The sequence below is a fragment of the Rhodococcus sp. H36-A4 genome, assembly GCF_027158005.1.
Taxonomy (GTDB): Bacteria; Actinomycetota; Actinomycetes; order Mycobacteriales; family Mycobacteriaceae; genus Rhodococcoides.
In genome coordinates this window covers 1-15,400 of record NZ_JAPVLQ010000003.1, presented here as the reverse complement: position 1 = coordinate 15,400, position 15,400 = coordinate 1, and the positions used below count along the sequence as shown (strand labels likewise).

The window sequence follows — 15,400 nt, the reverse complement described above, 5'->3', positions numbered from 1 at the left end:
CTTGCTCGCTTACACACAACAAAGCCCCCGTCCGCGACAGCGAACGGGGGCTTTGTTGTGTACTGCTACTTACTTGGCCTTTTCGAGAACCTCTACCAGACGCCAGTGCTTCGTGGCGGACAGCGGGCGGGTCTCCATGAGCTGAACGCGGTCGCCTACACCGGCGACACCGTTCTCGTCATGAGCCTTGACCTTCGTGGTGCGACGGATGATCTTGCTGTAGAGAGGGTGCTTGACCCTGTCTTCGAGCTCGACCACGATCGTCTTCTCCATCTTGTCGGAGACGACGTAGCCAATCCGAATCTTGCGGTTGTTGCGTGTTTCAGTCACTGTCTTTTCCTCGCTCATGCCGCGTCACCTGCAGTGTCCTCGGCAGGACCGGTGGCCAGACCGAGCTCGCGCTCACGCAACACCGTGTAGATACGAGCAATCTCGTGGCGTACTACGCGCAGGCGACGGTTGTTGTCCAACTGTCCGGTCGCCATCTGGAAGCGAAGGTTGAAGAGCTCTTCCTTCGACTCGCGCAGCTTGTTGACCAATTCTTCACCGGTGAGCTCACGGAGCTCTGCGGCTGGGGTTCCGGTAGCCATCAGAACTGCTCCTCCCGGGTGATAATGCGTGCCTTGATAGGCAGCTTGTGGATGGCGCGAGTAAGAGCCTCACGCGCAACGGTGTCGTCCGGGTATGAGAGCTCGAAGAGCACACGACCCGGCTTGACGTTCGCAATCCACCACTCGGGTGAACCCTTACCGGAACCCATGCGGGTCTCGGCAGGCTTCTTGGTGAGGGGGCGGTCCGGGAAGATGTTGATCCAGACCTTGCCGCCACGCTTGATGTGGCGAGTGATCGCGATACGAGCAGCCTCGATCTGACGGTTGGTGATGTAGGCGGGCTCGAGAGCCTGAATGCCGTAGTCACCGAACGTCACAGCGGTTCCGCCCTTGGCGGCACCCGAACGTCGCGGGTGGTGCTGCTTGCGGTGTTTGACCCGCCGTGGGATCAACATCGTCAGCCCTCCTGTTTCGGCTCGGACGAGGCCGGAGCCTCGGCGGATGCAGCGCGACCGGCCTCAGTGCTGGTCGCGGTGGTGCCCGAGGCACCTGAGCGACGCGGACGTGACGGACGTTCGCGACGCGGGCGCTCGGGTCCGCCGGCAGCCGGAGCTGCAGCGGCGAGCTCGCGCTTGCCACCGACGATGTCGCCCTTGTAGATCCAGACCTTCACGCCGATACGACCGAAGGTGGTCTTGGCCTCGTACAGCCCGTAGTCGATATCCGCACGAAGAGTGTGCAGCGGCACACGGCCTTCGCGGTAGAACTCCGACCGGGACATCTCGGCGCCGCCGAGACGGCCGGAGCACTGGACACGGATGCCCTTGACGTTCGGCTGACGCATGGCCGACTGGATGGCCTTACGCATGGCGCGACGGAAAGCGACGCGGTTGCTGAGCTGCTCGGCAACACCCTGTGCCACGAGCTGAGCCTCGGACTCGGCGTTCTTGACCTCGAGGATGTTGAGCTGAACCTGCTTGCCGGTCAGCTTCTCGAGAGCTCCGCGGATGCGGTCCGCCTCGGCGCCACGACGGCCGATGACGATTCCCGGGCGTGCCGTGTGGATGTCCACGCGGACACGATCACGGGTGCGCTCGATTTCGACCTTCGCGATACCCGCGCGCTCCATGCCGGTGGCAAGAAGCTTGCGGATCGCGACGTCTTCCTTGACGTACTCCGAGTACTGCTTGTCTGCGTACCAACGCGACTTCCAGTCAGTGGTGATACCCAAGCGGAAGCCGTGCGGGTTGATTTTCTGACCCACTACTGAGCCCCTTCCTTGGACGCCTGGCCCTTACGACGGTTACGACTCGTTCCGCCGGTCTTGGGCAGGCTCTCGACGATCACCGTGATGTGACTCGTGCGCTTGCGGATCCGGAATGCCCGGCCCTGAGCGCGCGGCTGGAATCGCTTGAGGGTCGCACCCTCGTCGACGAATGCAGTCGCCACGATCAGCGTGCTGGGATCGAGATCGAGGTTGTTCTCTGCGTTCGCCGCTGCTGAAGCGATCACCTTGGCGACCGGCTCGCTGGCTGCCTGTGGCGCGAACTTCAGGATGTTGAGCGCGTCCTCTACGGAGCGCCCGCGAACCATGTCCACGACACGACGAGCCTTCATCGGCGTCACGCGAACGTGCTTCGCGATTGCCTTTGCGGTCGGGTTGGCAGTCGGATTGGCGGTTTCGGTCTTACTCATCGCCTCTTCGCCTTCCGGTCGTCCTTGATATGACCCTTGAACGTACGGGTCGGTGCGAACTCTCCGAGCTTGTGTCCGACCATCGAGTCGGATACGAACACCGGCACGTGCTTGCGGCCGTCGTGCACCGCGAACGTATGTCCGATGAAGTCGGGGAGAATTGTCGAGCGACGGGACCAGGTCTTGATGACCTGCTTGGTTCCCTTATCGTTCTGGACGTCAACCTTCGCGAGGAGGTGATCGTCTACGAACGGGCCTTTCTTCAGGCTGCGTGGCATTCTGAACTCCCTCCTAGCGCTTGTTCTTGCCGGTACGGCGACGACGGACGATGAGCTTGTCGCTCGCCTTCTTCCTACTGCGGGTACGGCCTTCGGCCTGTCCCCACGGGCTGACCGGGTGGCGGCCACCGGAGGTCTTACCCTCACCACCACCGTGCGGGTGGTCGACCGGGTTCATCACGACACCACGGACGGAGGGGCGCTTGCCCTTCCAACGCATGCGGCCGGCCTTGCCCCAGTTGATGTTCGACTGCTCGGCGTTGCCGACCTCGCCGACAGTTGCGCGGCAGCGCACGTCGACGCGACGGATTTCACCGGAAGGCATACGCAACGTGGCGTAGGCGCCTTCCTTACCGAGGAGCTGGATGCTCGCGCCGGCAGAACGTGCCATCTTTGCGCCGCCGCCCGGACGAAGCTCGACCGCGTGAATGGTCGTACCCGTCGGGATGTTGCGCATAGGCAGGTTGTTGCCCGGCTTGATGTCGGCGTTGGCGCCCGATTCGATCGGTGACCCCTGGACGATGCCCTTGGGTGCGACGATGTAGCGCTTCTCGCCGTCTGCGAAGTGCAGCAATGCGATGTTGGCTGTGCGGTTCGGGTCGTACTCGATGTGAGCGACCTTGGCCGGCACGCCGTCTTTGTCGTTGCGACGGAAATCGATCAGACGGTACGCGCGCTTGTGTCCGCCACCCTTGTGCCGGGTGGTGATACGACCGTGTGCGTTACGTCCACCGCGACCGTGCAGGGGGCGAACCAGCGACTTCTCGGGCGTGCTGCGAGTGATCTCCGCGAAATCGGAGACGCTCGAACCACGACGGCCCGGAGTGGTCGGCTTGTACTTACGGATTGCCATGAGTCTTCTCGTCCTCTATATCCGAAGAGTCCCAGTCGCTTACGCGACCGGACCTCCGAAGATCTCGATGGGCTTGCTGTCGGCGGAGAGCGTTACGAGCGCGCGCTTGGTGTCTTTGCGCTTGCCGTAACCGAATCGGGTCCGCTTTCGCTTGCCCTGACGGTTCATCGTATTGACGCTGGTCACGGTGACGTCGAAAATCTTCTCGACGGCGATCTTGATCTGCGTCTTGTTCGAGTCCGGGTGCACCAGGAAGGTGTACGTTCCCTCTTCGATCAGTCCATAGGACTTCTCGGAGATGACCGGCGCCAGCAAGATGTCGCGGGGATCGGCGATGGTGGTCACTTGCTATCCTCCTCGTTCTTCGCAGGACCTGCGATGAACGTATTCAGCGCTTCCACGCTGAAGATGACGTCATCAGCTTCGAGCACGTCGTACGTGTTGAGCTGGTCGGGTGCAATGGGATGCACGCCGTCCAGGTTCTGGACGCTCTTCCACGCTGCGGTGTCTTCGCGGCCGACGACGAGCAGGACCTTTTTGCGGTCCGAGAGCTCGGCGAGGAACGTTTTGGCACCCTTTGTGGAAGGAACCTGCCCGGCAACCAGTTCGGTGATGACGTGAATGCGCTCGCTGCGAGCCCGATCAGAGAGGGCACCGCGCAGAGCGGCAGCCTTCATCTTCTTGGGTGTGCGCTGGCTGTAGTCACGCGGCTTCGGTCCGTGGACCGTGCCGCCGCCGACGAACTGAGGTGCACGCGTCGAGCCCTGACGGGCGCGACCGGTTCCCTTCTGACGGTATGGCTTCTTGCCGCCACCGCGAACCTCGCCACGAGTCTTCGTGGAGTGGGTTCCCTGACGAGCTGCTGCGAGCTGCGCAACAACGACCTGATGCAGGAGCGCGATGTTGGCAGGCGCGTCGAAGATTGCGGCAGGCAGATCAACGGTTCCGTTGGTCTTACCGCCGAGCTCCTTGACGTTCAGCGTCAAGTTGGTTTCGGTCTTCTTGTCGAGGCTGGTCATGCCCGTGCACCACCCTTCAATGCAGACTTGACGATCACGACGTTGCCGCGACGGCCCGGGATTGCTCCCTTGATCAGCAGAAGCCCGTTCTCGCTGTCCACCTTGTGGACCGAGAGGTTCTGCGTGGTTACGCGATCGCCGCCCATACGTCCGGCCATGCTCTTTCCCTTGAACACGCGGCCGGGAGTAGCGCAGGCTCCGATGGATCCTGGGCGACGGTGCACAGCCTGTGTACCGTGGCTTGCTCCCTGACCCTTGAAGCCGTGACGCTTCATGGTTCCGGCGAAGCCTTTGCCCTTGCTGGTGCCGGTGACGTCGACGTATGCGCCGTCCTCGAACACTGCCGCAGTGAGCTCCTGGCCTACCTCGAACTTGGAGGCGTCGGCAACGCGGAACTCCACGATGTGACGACGTGGCGTAACACCTGCCTTGTCGAACTGGCCGGTGATCGGCTTGTTGACCTTGCGCGGGTCGATGGCACCGAATGCGACCTGGACGGCGCTGTAGCCGTCGCGCTCCATGGTGCGGATCTGGGTGACCACGTTAGGGCCTGCCTTGATCACGGTCACCGGAACGACGCGATTGTTCTCGTCGAAGACCTGGGTCATTCCGAGCTTGGTGCCCAGAATTCCTGTTGCAGGCCGATTCTTGTTATCAGTCATCGTTGTCTCCGCGCTCACTGGATGTTGACATCGACACTGGCAGGCAAATCGATGCGCATGAGCGCGTCGACCGTCTTCGGCGTCGGGTCGAGGATGTCAATGAGCCGCTTGTGAGTACGCATCTCGAAGTGTTCGCGCGAATCCTTGTACTTGTGGGGCGAACGGATGACGCAGTACACGTTCTTTTCGGTCGGCAACGGCACCGGTCCGACGACGCGGGCACCCGTACGGGTGACCGTCTCGACGATCTTGCGTGCTGACGCATCGATCGCCTCATGGTCGTAGGCCTTGAGCCTGATGCGGATCTTTTGTCCCGCCACGCTTAGTGTCCTTTTCTTGCCGCTTGTCGTAGAACCGGCCGTTCGGCCTGCTCCACCTCGTATGCACAGTCCCCGAGTCCGGCCGACTCGGGAGCCGTCGAACTCGAACTGCCTTCGTGCTCACACGACAAACCGAACGTTGGCGATCGGGCGTTACCCGATCCGTTGCCGCTGTTCATCTGTCATGGTTCTCCGGTCCACGCGGTCGGGCGTGTCGTATTTCTACTCACATTTCGACCGTTGCTTCGTCATCTTCGACCCGGGGGTCTTCGCTTTCGAAGCTGCAGAACCGGACGCACTCACTCGGAGTGCTGATTCTTCGTGCTGCATTTTCGTAACACTTGATCCAACTGCTTGGAACTACTCACCCAGGTGCGGCCGCGAAAGACCGCGTCCCGTGTCCAGGCAACCCGACCAGTATGCCGCAGACATGACTCGAGCACAAATCAGGCCTGGTGCACATTCACTACTCGTTTTCCGAAGGAACTTACCGAACAGTAAGGTCGGACCATGAATTCGACGCTGCCCGACACCGGACTCACCTATCGCGCCTGGCTACGGCTCCCACGGAACTCAATAGGATCGGCCGTGTTCTCGCTCGCGATGTGTGTGCGCGTGCCCTATTTCGGCTCTGTTCTCCCCCGCGTTCGCTCGATGGCTCCGGGCAAATGCACCGTGACGGCCCCGAAGTGGTGGGGAATCCGAAACCATCTCGGGACCTTTCACGCCATCGCCGCATGCAATCTCGCCGAAGCGGCCATGGGAATGCTCGCCGAGGCGACCGTGCCGACGACCCATCGCTGGATTCCCAAGGAGATGAACGTCCGCTATCTGGCGAAAGCCACCACATCGTTGACTGCTATCGCAGAGTTGGCCGAACTTCCCGACTTCGACGCGATCGACGACTACATCGAAGACGGGTTCGATCTCGTCGTTCCCGTATCCGTGACCGATGCACACGGACTCGAGGTGGTGCACGCCGACATCACGGTGTGGATCTCCCGCAACCGTTGAGTGATGCCGGAGACCGGAAGAGGCAATACTGCTCGTATGAAGAGGTTCGATGCCGTGGTCATCGGCGGCAGCGGTGAGGTCGGCCGATTGATCGCCTCCCTACTGGCCGCGGATGGCGACACGGTGCTCACTCTCGACCCGGTCGCCCCGACCACTGCAAGTCCCGGCATCGACCACCTCATCGGCGACATCGTCCACCCTGACGCCGAAGTACGAGCGGTGCTTCGAGCCACGCCGCTTGTCGTACTAGCGGTACCCGAATCGGTGGCGTTCGAGAGCGAATTGACCTTACTCGGCGCGCGCTCACTGCTGGTGGAGACTCTGTCCGTCAAGTCGGCGTTCGCCCAAAAAGTTGCCGGTGCCGACCCACCCGGCTCGATTGTGGGCATCAACCCCATGTTCGCTCCATCTCTCGGGATGAACGGCCGCCCAGTGGCCGCCGTGGTCCATCGCGGCGGCGGCGGAGTCGAGGACTTTCTCGGCCGAATCTCCGGCTGGGGCGGTCGAGTCGTGCGCGTCGACGCCGACCAGCACGATCGACTGGCCGCGGCGACACAGGCGCTGACCCACGCCACTGTGTTGGCCTTCGGTTCGGCTCTGGCGAAGCTGGAAGTGGACCCGAGATCGATCGATTCTCTCGCTCCACCGCCGGCTACCACGCTGCTCGCTCTTGTCGATCGCGTCGCCAGCGGTGAGCCGGAGGTGTACTGGGATGTTCAGGCAGGTAACCCCTACGCCGGGCGTGCCAGAACCGCGCTCGCCGAATCGCTCCGAGAATTGGACGAGATCGTCTCCTCCGAGTCCGAGACCGACTTCAGATCCTTCGTGGCGCAGGCCGGCACAGCCGTGCCGAACCACACTGCTTACCAGGCTCTGTGCACACGTCTTTTCGGTATCGTTCGTGGTACCGCACACGAGGGGGATCGATCATGATCGAGAAGCCGTCATTACCGGACTTCGACGCGGACGACGTCGTAGAGAGTGCCGTCGTGTCACGACTGGCGGGCAACTGGAGCAAGCGTGCCACTGTCAAGAAGAGCGAACCCGACCTCGACGATCTTTTCGACACCTCGAAGCACGACTACCCCGAGGCATTGATTCCGTTCGCCGACCACGACGTTTACCGCACTCTTTCGGACATCACCAGAGCAAAGTTGCGAGCTTGGGGTTGGATCGCCTTCAACAAGAACGTCATGGACGTGGAACAGCATGTCGTACATCCGGGCTTTGCCCTGCTGGCTCAGGATGCGTTCGACATCGGCATGGGCGACGTGACGGCGATCGCCGTCACGCAAGCCATGGTCGACGAGCAGTACCACACACTCATGCACCTGAATGCGAGCGCGCTGACGCGCCGCAAGAGGGGCTGGGCACTGCCGGATCGGTGCCTTCCACTCAGCGGCACAGTCCGCAGAAGGCACGCCACTCAGGCGAGTGCGGTCGATTCCAACGACGCTTCTCTCAATTCACTGGCATTCATGACGGTGGCCGAGATATCGATTACGTCCTACCTGAATCTGATCGAAGACGACGACATCATCCAACCGGTGAATCGCGCCACTGTCGCGCTACACAATCGAGACGAGTATTGCCATGCGTCGATCGCCGACGAGATGGCCGCCATTGTGTTCGAATCCTTGAATTCGGGAGATCGTCGGATATTTCTCGACGGTCTTGCCGACGGAATGGACGCATTTTCCAGCACCGATTTCTCGACTTGGTCTGCGATTCTCCACCAAGAAGGCATCGTCGGCGGGGATCTTATGCTGCGTGAAGTCGAGACGGACGGCAGTCGCAAGCAATTGGTTCAGGACTACGGCGGAATTCGATCATTGTGCAGGAAACTCGACGTAGAAGACGAAATCGGTATCGATTGGGCTTAGACGCAAAATTGCGTTGGAGCAACCGGCAGGTAACGTTTCGGCGGGGTGCACCCGATGAGTGACGTGAAGGATGCCCCTCACAATTTGCTCCACTGCCCTTCTGCCCGCTCCAGAACCGACCGCACGGAGTATCGATGCCCTTATCCGAGGACGTAGCTGTACTTGTGGAGGACGTCCACAAATCGTTCGGTGACGTTCATGCGCTCCGCGGGATCAGTTTCTCGGCACCCAAAGGGACGGTTCTCGGAATCCTCGGCCCGAACGGCGCCGGTAAGACCACCGTTGTCAAGGTCCTCTCGACACTGCTCAGCCCGGATACGGGACGAGCTCTGGTCGCCGGACACGACGTCGTCACCGATGCCGCATCGGTGCGTCGGTCGATCATGATGACCGGCCAGTATGCGGCGCTCGACGACACCTTGTCAGGCCGAGAGAACATCGAATTGTTCGGCCGTCTGATGGGATTGGACAAGAAGGCATCGAAGACGCGGGCACTTGCACTTCTCGAAGAGTTCGATCTGGCCGACACCGGCAAGCGACCCGTGCGGGGCTATTCCGGTGGAATGCGTCGGCGAATCGATATCGCGTGCGGTCTCGTCGTACGTCCCCAGGTGGTGTTTCTGGACGAGCCGACCACGGGACTCGATCCGCGAAGTCGCCAAGGCGTCTGGTCGCTCGTGGAAGCGTTGAAAGCACAGGGGATCACCGTTCTCCTCACCACTCAATATCTCGAAGAAGCCGATGTATTGAGCGACAACATCATCGTCATCGACAAGGGCACCGTCATTGCTGAGGGGACCTCGGACGAGTTGAAGGCTCGAACTGGCGGCAGCTACTGCGAAGTAGTCCCCCTCGACCCGTCGCAGTTGCAGCATGTGGCGAACGTGCTCGGCGAACTCCTTCCCCCCGCCAATCGCGTCGACCTCGGTCCGGAAGCGGTTCAGCTCTCGGTCCCTGCCCCGGACGGTGCGGCAACTTTGTCCGAAATCCTGCGGCGCATCGACACCGCCGGAATCGCTCTCGCCGACATCGCACTTCGCCGCCCCTCGCTCGATGATGTCTTCCTCACTCTGACCGGACACTCGCATTCGAGTGACGACGAGGTACCGGTCTCTACCGACACCGGGCCTCCGAGGCCACCGGTTGCCCGGGCCGGATCAGAAGTCGAGTACCGATGACGGCGACGAGTGCGCGCACGCGTGCATCCGGTTCGGACCTTGTCAGCGGTTCTTCGATGTCCACTACCTCGGTCCGACGACAGGGCCGGCCGTCCGGCTTCGTGCAATGGCAGGTCCTGACGGCTCGGTCGGTATGGACAATGATGCGCCACGGCGAGCTCGTGGTGGCGGTCATTGCACCGCTCATCTTCACCGTCGGCTTCTACTTGCCACTCAAGTTCGTCATGCAACTTCAGGGTATCGATTACGCCCAGTTCTTGATGCCGATCATCGTGCTCCAGGCGATGGCGTTCACAGCGATCTCAGCGTCGCAACGTGCTTCGTCCGAATCGTTGAGTGGGCTCAATATGCGATTGCAGACCATGCCAGTAGTAGGCGCAGTGCCGCTGGTGTCACGGATCTCGTCCGGAGTCGTCCGATCGGTGGTGTCGCTGACGGCTGCCCTCTCATTTGGTTACGTCATCGGCTTCCGCTTCAGCGCGGGGTTGGGACAGGCCGTCCTGTTTTGCGCGTTCGCGTTGGCGATCAGCACGATGCTCTCGATCGGCGCAGACGCGATCGGCACTCTGTCGAAGAGTCCGGAATCGACCAGCCAAATGCTCACGCTTCCCCAGTTGATCCTCGGGATGGCTTCGTGCGGCTTCGTTCCCGAATCGGGGTTTCCCGAATGGATCCGACCCTGGGTGCGGAATCAGCCGATCTCCCAATTTTCGTTCTCGATGCGCGACATGGCCGAGGGCGGTGTCAGTTTCCACGTACTGTTTCCCTCGCTCATTTGGATTTTTGGCCTGCTGGCGGTATTCATTCCCCTGGCCATGTGGGCTAGTTCGAGGCGCTCATGACTGCCTCATCCATCGCGCCCGGTAACACCCCGCCGGTTAGCCGATTGACGTTCCCGGAGCCGACCCTCGACTATGCCGAGAATTCTGCCCGCGCACTATGGGCGCACAGTCTGATTCAGTGCAAGCGGCTTCTCATCCGATGGACTCGCGATCCGTCGACGATGATTCAGGCACTGCTCTACCCTGCCTTGACGCTCCTCATGTTCAGGATCGTGCTCGGCAACTCGATCTCCGCCGCGACGGGCTCACCGAGCGTGTACGGGACGGTTCCTATGATCGCGCTGGTCGGTGCGATGTTCGGATCGATTGTCAGTGCCGTCGGCTTGAAGGGCGAGAAGACGAGCGGTTTGCTCAGTCGGTTCGCGACTACGCCCACCCACCGAGCGTCCGGTCTGGTCGGTCGCATGATGGCCGAAGCTATTCGGGTGTTTGCAACGACGATCGTCATCGTGGCGGTGGGGATGGTTATCGGTTTCCGCTTCAACCAGGGCATTCCTTCGGCTATTGCACTCTTGTTGCTACCGATTGCGTTCGGCATCGGCTTTGCGGTGATGGTGACATTCCTCGCCACCGTCGCTGGTCAAACTCCTCTCGTGGAGGTCGTCTCTATTGGCTGCACGTTGCTGATGTTCTTCAATTCCGGATTCGTTCCAGTCGCTGCGTACCCACCGTGGCTCCAGCCCGTCGTAGCTGCTCAGCCCATGTCGTGCGCGGTAGATGCGATGCGCGGCCTATCGCTGGGTGGGCCGGTGTTGGTTCCGGTGTTGCAGACACTCGCGTGGGCGGTGGGCATGGTCGCGGTATTTCTGTACCCCGCAATCCGGGGATACAAGCGTGCGGCCGAGACTGGATAGTAGGTAAAAGTTCACTTATCTACACTTTCAGGTTGTTTCAGCTGCACCCGGCGCTGTTATCGTGAGAGACGAACCGGAGACGAACCTCGCCTCTGGTTTTTGCTTTGAGCGCTACCTTCCAGTAGTAGAACCGAACGAAAGGTCGTTGTACGTGCCGAAACACAGAGGCAGGGTCGCCATAGCTCTCGCGTCCGCGGCGTTGATCTCGTTGGGCAGTACAGCAGTGGCGACGCCGTCTGCAGTGGCCGATATTTCGGGGTCCCCGTTGCCGCCCGAGTTCTCGGACATGGGACCGGCTCCGGCAGGCGCGAACGACTGGTCATGCGTCCCATCCGAAGCGCACCCCCTTCCGGTCGTACTCGTACATGGCACCGGTGTGGATATGGCCACGACGTGGCAAACAATGGCGCCTGCATTAGCCGCCGAAGGCTACTGCGTGTACGCACTCGACTACGGTGCCGTGCGGACGTTACTCGACCCCGACCAAGTGATCTGGGGTCTCGGAGATATACCGGCATCGGCAGCGCGTTTGGCTACGTTCATCGACGCGGTACTTGCTCGAACGGGCGCGCCGAAGGTAGACATCGTCGGTCATTCGCAGGGCGGAACCGTTGCCCGCCAGTATCTGAAGTTCAACGGTGGTGTCGACGATGTCAATCCTTCCAGCAGCAAGGTTGAGAACCTGGTGACGCTGGGTGGCACCAATCATGGGACCAACTTCGGTGGTATCGAGCAGATGTACCTGATCCTCGCCGCTGCTGGACTGGATCAGACGATCATCTCGGAAATACTTTTCGGCCTGACCGGACTCGGCACTGCCGGTCGTCAGCAATTGATCGGCTCTCCCACCCTGCAACGACTCAATGCAGGCGGCGAAGTCGAACCGGGAGTGCGGTACACGGTAGTGGGCACCAAGTTCGACAAAGTCGTCACACCTCCGGAGAGAACTTTCCTCGATCCGAGCGGTTCAGCCGAGGTCCGGAATATGTGGGTTCAGGACGGCTGTGAGTCCAACGTAGTTCCGCATCAAGGTTTGACCTTCGATGACCGCGTTACCTACATCGTCCAATCCGCGCTCGATCCGACCTTCTCGACCGAGAACGCAGCACCGTGTTCCTGACAGGACAGTAGCGGTATATTTCCCGCCGACATGAAAAAGGCCCCATCCGTAGATTTCTCGGATGGGGCCTTTCTTATTCTGTGGATCTCTGCTGTCAGACCCCGAGCGACCGTGCGAGTACGGGCCACGAGTTCTTCAGATCGTCCTGCCAGTAACCCCACGAGTGGCTCCCGGAATCACGGAAGTTGAACGTGGCAGGGATACCCAGCTCGCCCAAACGGTTGGCCATGTTGTGGGTGCAGTAGTTCGTGGCAGCTTCGATGACTCCACCGACGATGACCTGGTTCGCCAGGGTGCCGGGCTTCCCGTTGATCTCGGGACCATTCAGGTTGTCGTATTGCCCGGGCAATCCGTTGCCATTGGAGATGTAGAGTTCGAGGCCGCGAAGGCCTTCAGCGTGTACATAAGGATCGTTGTCGGCCCACATCGGATCGGTGGGCGGCCCCCACATGTTCAGTGTGTCGCCTCCACCCCACGTTTCGGTGGTGAGCTTGACGAACTGCTGGCCGATCGGATCGCTGGTCTGAGCGCAACCACTGTATGCGGCTACACCCTTGTAGAGCCCCGGCGCATTGATCGCCAACTGCATAACCGAGGTGCCCGACGAAGACACACCGGCAATCGAATTCACGCCGTTCGTGCCGAGACCTGCATCGATCAGCGGGGGTAGTTCTTCGGTGAGGAACGTAGTCCACTTGTTGACACCGAGAACTGGGTCGGCCTGCTTCCAGTCGGTGTAGTAGCTCCACTTGCCACCGACTGGCGAGACCACGTTGACGTTCTTGTCTGCGAAGAAGTCGATCGCATCCGTGCGGTAGCGCCAGGTTGCGCTGTCTTCACCGCCGCCCGCTCCATTGAGGAGGTAGAGAGTGGGGCGAGGAACGCTCGTGTCGGCCGGTCGCCATACGTCGAGCGGCACTTCCTTGTCCATCGCAGCGGAATAGACATAGACAATCAAATGCTGATCGTCCATGACCTTGGTGTGGGTTATCTTCGAGCCGTTGGGTGCGCTCGGGTAGGCGTAGAGGTCTCCGTTGTCGGTGACTGGATCGGCCGAAGCCGTGAAACCACTTGCGGCAAGCGGCAGCAGAGCCATTGCCGCGGCCGCCACTGCTAACTTGGCACCCCTCGCCGAGGGACGTGAATTGACTCTCCGCATAAATCGATTACCTAACTTGTCGGACATACCCTTGTGTGGGAATGCTGTCGGCCGTGCAACCTGCTGACGCGCAGGAACTACGTCGATCCCCCCCGCGCACTGCACTAGCCGCAGAGTTTATCGTGTCTGTCTCATCACCCGTTACGCCCGTCACTCGTATTCAGGTACGCGTTCAGGATTGGCCCGACCAGCGCGAGGGCCTCCGCACCGGTCATATCCTCGTGAGCCGCATCGACAACGACCTCCCTGACCTCGACTACATGATCGGTCCATTGTGCGGCCGCCTCGACATCCTCGGGATGCGTTCTACCCGCAGTGAAGTAGAGCAGCGGCACATCGAGACGTGCAGGCTTGTAGTCGTTTATCTGGCCAGGAGACGCGACTGCACTCTTGTAGACCGAATGCACCTGTCCCACAGATAGTTCTACCGGACCTTGAACGATGGCAGCGGCGGCCCGAGTAGCCTGTTCGGTGGACAGTACGGTCGGTGTCGACTCATCTTCCTCGATCACGCCCACCGGAACGAGTAAGGACTTCAACTCCGCCTCGAACTCGCTTCGTTCGATGTGCAACACCGAATCCATCATCGTCAACGTCACCGTGTCCCCTGCTTCGCGTAACTGCGCTGCCATCGCATGCGCGATGACACCGCCGAGCGACCATCCAAGAAGGTGATAAGGCCCCGTCGGACGCACACGACGGACTTCGACGACGTATCGGGCCGCGTACTCGTGAATCGAAGTCGGTACCTCCTCCGACATCGAGAGTCCCGGAGATTGAAGTCCGTAGAGGGGGCGGTCTTCATCCAGGAAGGACATCAGCCCCGCATACGGCCATGCGAATCCGAGCATCGGATGAACGCAGAATACAGGCGCAACATCTCCGTGGTCGCGAATCAGAAGAAGAATGCCGAGTGCATCGCCGGCAGAATGTGTTGCCTCGCTATCGAATTCGTCGATCCTCCTGGCCAAGTCCTCGACTGTCCGATCAGTGAAGAACCACTGCACTCGAACATCGGACGTAGCTACCCTACGAAGCCGAGCGACCGCTTGCGTTGCGATGAGTGAGTTGCCACCCAACTCGAAGAAGTCGTCATCGAGCCCCACCCGATCGACATCGAGCACATCCTCGAACACACCCGCCACCACCCGCTCCGACTCCGACACCGGCGCCCGGAACTCCCGCACCACACCCGCAGGCTCCGGCAAAGCAGCACGATCCAACTTACCCACCGGAGTCAACGGCAACTCATCGAGAGCAACCACCTGCGAAGGCACCATATGACGCGGCAACCGCTCCTTCACCCACCCCCGAATCTCCAACACATCCAGATCCGAACCCGCAGCAGGCAACACATACGACACCAACACCGTCGCACCCGCCACACCCTGCTCCCCCGAACGCGCCACCGTCACCGCGAACTCGACCCCCGGATACGAGGTCACCACAGCATCGATCTCACCCAACTCGATCCGGAAACCACGCACCTTCACCTGAAAATCACTGCGCCCCACATACTCGATCGAAATGGGCTCACCGCGGTCGTCGCCGATCCACCTCACCACGTCGCCGGTGCGATACATCCGGGAACCATCGGCACCGAAGGGATTCGCTACGAATCGCTCCGAAGTGAGGCTGTATCGGCGGTGGTAACCGCGCGCCAATTGCATTCCAGCCAAATATAATTCACCGGAGACGCCGATCGGAACCGGCTGGAGTCCGCCGTCCAACACCAGGGAGGACATCCCGCGGATCGGGGCACCGATCGACACCACGTCCCCCGCCACCAACGCATCCGAAATATTGGACATAATCGTCGTCTCCGTCGGACCATACCCATTGAAAAACTCACGAACACCACCACCGACACCACGCTCGACCGCCCACCGACCCAACAACTCAGACGACCACGCCTCACCACCGACCACCACAACCCGAAGATCGACCAACCCCACCGGATCCACCGACGCCA

20 protein-coding genes are annotated in these 15,400 nt (G+C 60.9%); 7 read left to right on the top strand and 13 right to left on the bottom strand.

From position 1 onward, the window contains the following. Positions 1–69: 69 nt before the first annotated feature. Genes rpsQ through rpsJ form a run of 11 tightly spaced genes read right to left on the bottom strand, consistent with a single transcriptional unit; the run spans position 70 to position 5,378 of the window. Entirely contained in the window at positions 70–348 is a 279-nt protein-coding gene (rpsQ, locus tag O1W68_RS09140; RefSeq protein ID WP_084348482.1) for a 30S ribosomal protein S17, read from the bottom strand. After that, positions 345–590 (bottom strand): 50S ribosomal protein L29, encoded by a 246-nt coding sequence (gene rpmC, locus O1W68_RS09135; RefSeq protein ID WP_072806568.1) that lies wholly within the window; start codon positions 588–590, stop codon positions 345–347. Before rpmC ends, rpsQ begins: the two co-directional genes overlap by 4 nt. Next, positions 590–1,006, bottom strand: a complete 417-nt coding sequence (gene rplP / locus O1W68_RS09130; protein WP_084348483.1) for a 50S ribosomal protein L16 — start codon at positions 1,004–1,006, stop codon at positions 590–592. Before rplP ends, rpmC begins: the two co-directional genes overlap by 1 nt. Positions 1,007–1,008: 2 nt before the next feature. Then, a complete protein-coding gene (rpsC, locus tag O1W68_RS09125) occupies positions 1,009–1,815 on the bottom strand; it encodes a 30S ribosomal protein S3 (RefSeq protein WP_088943003.1) in 807 nt (268 codons plus the stop codon). Continuing rightward, the gene (gene rplV / locus O1W68_RS09120; protein WP_084348485.1) at positions 1,815–2,246 is read right to left on the bottom strand and encodes a 50S ribosomal protein L22; all 432 of its coding nucleotides are present in this window, start codon (positions 2,244–2,246) and stop codon (positions 1,815–1,817) included. The genes rpsC and rplV overlap by 1 nt, the downstream gene beginning before the upstream one ends. Beyond that, positions 2,243–2,524, bottom strand: coding sequence for a 30S ribosomal protein S19 (rpsS, locus tag O1W68_RS09115; RefSeq protein ID WP_008718309.1), 282 nt, complete (start codon positions 2,522–2,524; stop codon positions 2,243–2,245). Before rpsS ends, rplV begins: the two co-directional genes overlap by 4 nt. A gap of 13 nt (positions 2,525–2,537) precedes the next feature. Further along, positions 2,538–3,377 carry a 50S ribosomal protein L2 gene (gene rplB, locus O1W68_RS09110; protein WP_136169584.1) on the bottom strand — a complete coding sequence of 280 codons (840 nt, stop codon included), beginning with the start codon at positions 3,375–3,377 and terminating at the stop codon, positions 2,538–2,540. Between the two features lie 39 nt (positions 3,378–3,416). Continuing rightward, the gene (gene rplW / locus O1W68_RS09105; RefSeq protein WP_027496310.1) at positions 3,417–3,722 is read right to left on the bottom strand and encodes a 50S ribosomal protein L23; all 306 of its coding nucleotides are present in this window, start codon (positions 3,720–3,722) and stop codon (positions 3,417–3,419) included. Beyond that, the gene (gene rplD / locus O1W68_RS09100; protein WP_269302948.1) at positions 3,719–4,396 is read right to left on the bottom strand and encodes a 50S ribosomal protein L4; all 678 of its coding nucleotides are present in this window, start codon (positions 4,394–4,396) and stop codon (positions 3,719–3,721) included. Before rplD ends, rplW begins: the two co-directional genes overlap by 4 nt. Further along, positions 4,393–5,058: a 50S ribosomal protein L3 gene (gene rplC / locus O1W68_RS09095; RefSeq protein ID WP_269302946.1), complete on the bottom strand. Its 666-nt coding sequence runs from the start codon at positions 5,056–5,058 to the stop codon at positions 4,393–4,395. The genes rplD and rplC overlap by 4 nt, the downstream gene beginning before the upstream one ends. 14 nt (positions 5,059–5,072) lie before the next feature. After that, entirely contained in the window at positions 5,073–5,378 is a 306-nt protein-coding gene (rpsJ, locus tag O1W68_RS09090; protein ID WP_003938093.1) for a 30S ribosomal protein S10, read from the bottom strand. A gap of 510 nt (positions 5,379–5,888) precedes the next feature. Here rpsJ and O1W68_RS09085 point away from each other — a divergent pair. The 7 genes from O1W68_RS09085 to O1W68_RS09055 all read left to right on the top strand — a co-directional run bounded on the left by O1W68_RS09085 (position 5,889) and on the right by O1W68_RS09055 (position 12,269). Then, positions 5,889–6,392 carry a hotdog fold domain-containing protein gene (locus O1W68_RS09085; protein ID WP_269302945.1) on the top strand — a complete coding sequence of 168 codons (504 nt, stop codon included), beginning with the start codon at positions 5,889–5,891 and terminating at the stop codon, positions 6,390–6,392. Between the two features lie 36 nt (positions 6,393–6,428). Next, a complete protein-coding gene (locus O1W68_RS09080) occupies positions 6,429–7,325 on the top strand; it encodes a prephenate dehydrogenase dimerization domain-containing protein (protein WP_269302944.1) in 897 nt (298 codons plus the stop codon). Next, a complete protein-coding gene (locus tag O1W68_RS09075; protein WP_269302943.1) occupies positions 7,322–8,275 on the top strand; it encodes a diiron oxygenase in 954 nt (317 codons plus the stop codon). The genes O1W68_RS09080 and O1W68_RS09075 overlap by 4 nt, the downstream gene beginning before the upstream one ends. Before the next feature lie 134 nt (positions 8,276–8,409). After that, the gene (locus O1W68_RS09070) at positions 8,410–9,453 is read left to right on the top strand and encodes an ATP-binding cassette domain-containing protein (protein WP_269302941.1); all 1,044 of its coding nucleotides are present in this window, start codon (positions 8,410–8,412) and stop codon (positions 9,451–9,453) included. Positions 9,454–9,509: 56 nt separating this feature from the next. After that, positions 9,510–10,295: an ABC transporter permease gene (locus tag O1W68_RS09065; protein WP_269303698.1), complete on the top strand. Its 786-nt coding sequence runs from the start codon at positions 9,510–9,512 to the stop codon at positions 10,293–10,295. Next, positions 10,292–11,149, top strand: a complete 858-nt coding sequence (locus O1W68_RS09060) for an ABC transporter permease (RefSeq protein WP_269302938.1) — start codon at positions 10,292–10,294, stop codon at positions 11,147–11,149. Before O1W68_RS09065 ends, O1W68_RS09060 begins: the two co-directional genes overlap by 4 nt. 151 nt (positions 11,150–11,300) lie before the next feature. Beyond that, positions 11,301–12,269 carry an esterase/lipase family protein gene (locus O1W68_RS09055; protein WP_269302937.1) on the top strand — a complete coding sequence of 323 codons (969 nt, stop codon included), beginning with the start codon at positions 11,301–11,303 and terminating at the stop codon, positions 12,267–12,269. A gap of 94 nt (positions 12,270–12,363) precedes the next feature. On the opposite strand, the gene O1W68_RS09050 is transcribed toward O1W68_RS09055, so the two are convergent. Both O1W68_RS09050 and O1W68_RS09045 read right to left on the bottom strand, forming a co-directional pair. After that, on the bottom strand, positions 12,364–13,428 hold the full coding sequence (locus O1W68_RS09050; RefSeq protein ID WP_084348495.1) for an alpha/beta hydrolase: 1,065 nt from the start codon (positions 13,426–13,428) through the stop codon (positions 12,364–12,366). Between the two features lie 134 nt (positions 13,429–13,562). After that, positions 13,563–15,400: thioesterase domain-containing protein (locus O1W68_RS09045; protein ID WP_269302935.1), on the bottom strand; the 1,838-nt coding region annotated here is incomplete at its 5' end.